Origin of the sequence: Rhodococcus sp. CX (assembly GCF_015865005.1) — a bacterium.
Taxonomy (GTDB): domain Bacteria; phylum Actinomycetota; class Actinomycetes; order Mycobacteriales; family Mycobacteriaceae; genus Rhodococcus.
On sequence record NZ_JADZGH010000091.1, the window covers coordinates 66,086 to 68,362 of the forward strand.

The 2,277-nt window shown below is 66.5% G+C and carries 2 protein-coding genes; one reads left to right on the forward strand and one right to left on the reverse strand.

Annotated features, from left to right (window positions below; all coding sequences use genetic code 11):
• On the reverse strand, positions 1-771 hold a 771-nt coding region (locus tag I0Q12_RS09930), incomplete at its 3' end, for a steroid 3-ketoacyl-CoA thiolase (protein ID WP_307846150.1).
• A gap of 186 nt (positions 772-957) precedes the next feature.
• Between I0Q12_RS09930 and I0Q12_RS09935 the strand changes: the two genes are divergently transcribed.
• Complete coding sequence (locus tag I0Q12_RS09935; RefSeq protein ID WP_197251761.1) at positions 958-2,211, forward strand: cytochrome P450; 1,254 nt, start codon at positions 958-960, stop codon at positions 2,209-2,211.
• Positions 2,212-2,277: the final 66 nt, after the last annotated feature.

The window sequence follows — 2,277 nt, forward strand, 5'->3', positions numbered from 1 at the left end:
CGCCTCGTCCATGAGCAGCACCGCGGCGGCGCCGTCGGAGATCTGCGACGACGTGCCGGCGGTGTGCACGCCACCCTCGACGACCGGCTTCAGCTTCGCGAGCGACTCGGCGGTCGTCTCGCGCAGCCCCTGGTCGCGGGTGACCGTCTGCTTCTCGCCGGTGAGGTTGCCTTCCTTGTCGACGACGGGCGCGACGACGTGCAGTACCTCGCGGTCGAAGCGGCCCTCCTCCCAGGCCTGCTTGGCCAGTGCCTGCGAGCGGACACCGAGCGCGTCGACGTCCTCGCGGGTGATGCCGCGGCGACGCGCGATCCGCTCGGCGGCGCCGAACTGGTCCGGCATGTCGATGTTCCAGGACGCGGGACGCCGGGGGCCTGCATGCTCACCGACGTTGGCGCCCAACGGAACCTGCGACATGGCCTCGATACCGCAGGCGATGCCGACGTCGATGGCGCCGGTCGCGATGAGACCGGCGATCATGTGGTTGGCCTGCTGCGCGGAACCGCACTGGCAGTCGACGGTGGTGGCGCCGGTCTGCCAGGGGAGTCCGGCGTGCAGCCACGCGGTGCGGGTGATGTTGTTCGACTGGGCCCCGGCCTGGGTGACGCAGCCGCCGATGACCTGCTCGACGAGCATCGGGTCGATGCCGGCGCGTTCGACGAGACCGCTCTGCGCGGCCCCGAGGATCTCGGCGGCGTGCAGACCGGCGAGCCATCCGCCGCGCTTGCCGATCGGGGTGCGTGCCGCCTCGACGATGACTGGTGTGCCCACGGCGGGCTCCTTTCTGCTCCTGTCTTCGCAAAATAGAACAGGTTCCCTAGGAGGACAAGGCGTGTCCGAGTGACCGGGAGCCACGGATTCCTTGGTCTCGCGGCTCGCCTGTGTTTGAATGGATCTAGAACGTGTTCCACATCACGGGTGCGTGATGTACCGGCCAGGGTAGGAGAGAGTTCAGTGGTGGCGCAGCCCAACATTCCCGAAGGCATCGACTTCACCGACCCCGACCTCTACGAAGGGCGCATGCCGTTCGAAGAGTTCGCCGAGCTGCGTCGCACGGCGCCGGTCTGGTGGAACAAGAAGTCCCCCGACAAGGGTGGTTTCCACGACGAGGGCTTCTGGGTCGTTTCCCGGCACGAGGAGGTCCGCGAGGTTTCCCGGCGCAGCGACGTGTTCTCGAACTGGGAGAACACCGCGATTCCGCGCTTCAGTGACGACATGGAGCGCGCCAACATCGAACTGCAGCGCCACGTCCTGCTCAACAAGGACGCTCCGGAACACACCAAACTCCGCAAGCTCGTCGCTCGCGGCTTCACCCCCCGCGCCATCAACGCGCTGCGCGAGGACCTCGAGCGCCGCGCCCGCACGATCGTCGAAGCCGCTGCCAAGGAAGGTAACGGCGACTTCGTCACCCAGATCGCGGCGGAGCTTCCGCTGCAGGCCATCGCCGACCTGATCGGTGTGCCGCAGGAGGACCGCACCAAGATCTTCGAGTGGTCGAACCAGATGACCGGCTACGACGATCCGGAGAACACCGCCGACCCGGCCATGGCGTCGATGGAAGTTCTCGGCTACGCCTACCAGATGGCCGCTGCCCGTAAGGAATGCCCGGCCGACGACATCGTCACCAAGCTCATCGAGGCCGACATCGACGGCGACGAACTCTCGCCCGAGGAGTTCGGATTCTTCTTCATCGTCCTCGCGGTCGCCGGCAACGAGACCACTCGCAACGCCACCACGCACGGCATGCTCGCGTTCCTCGAGCATCCCGAGCAGTGGGAGATCTTCAAGCGTGATCGCCCGAAGACCGCGGTCGACGAGATCATTCGCTGGGCCACGCCGGTCACCTCGTTCCAGCGCACCGCCCTCGAGGACACCGAACTCGGCGGCCAGAAGATCCGCAAGGGTGACCGTGTCGTGATGCTGTACGCGTCGGCGAACAACGACGAAGAGGTGTTCGAGAACCCGCGGGAGTTCAACATCCTGCGTGATCCCAACCCGCACTTGGCGTTCGGTGGCACCGGCGCGCACTTCTGCCTCGGCGCGAACCTGGCCCGCATGGAGATCGAGATCATCTTCAACGCGATCGCCGACCTCGTCCCGGACATCACCAAGGTCGCCGACCCGAAGCGTCTGCGTTCGGCGTGGCTCAACGGCATCAAGGAATTCCAGGTCGATTACAAGACCCAGGGTGGCTGCCCCGTCAAGCACTGACCCCCGCGGCTCCCGGTGATGGGTGCCTCTCCGTCGTCGAGCGGAGAGGCACCCATCATCCGTTCC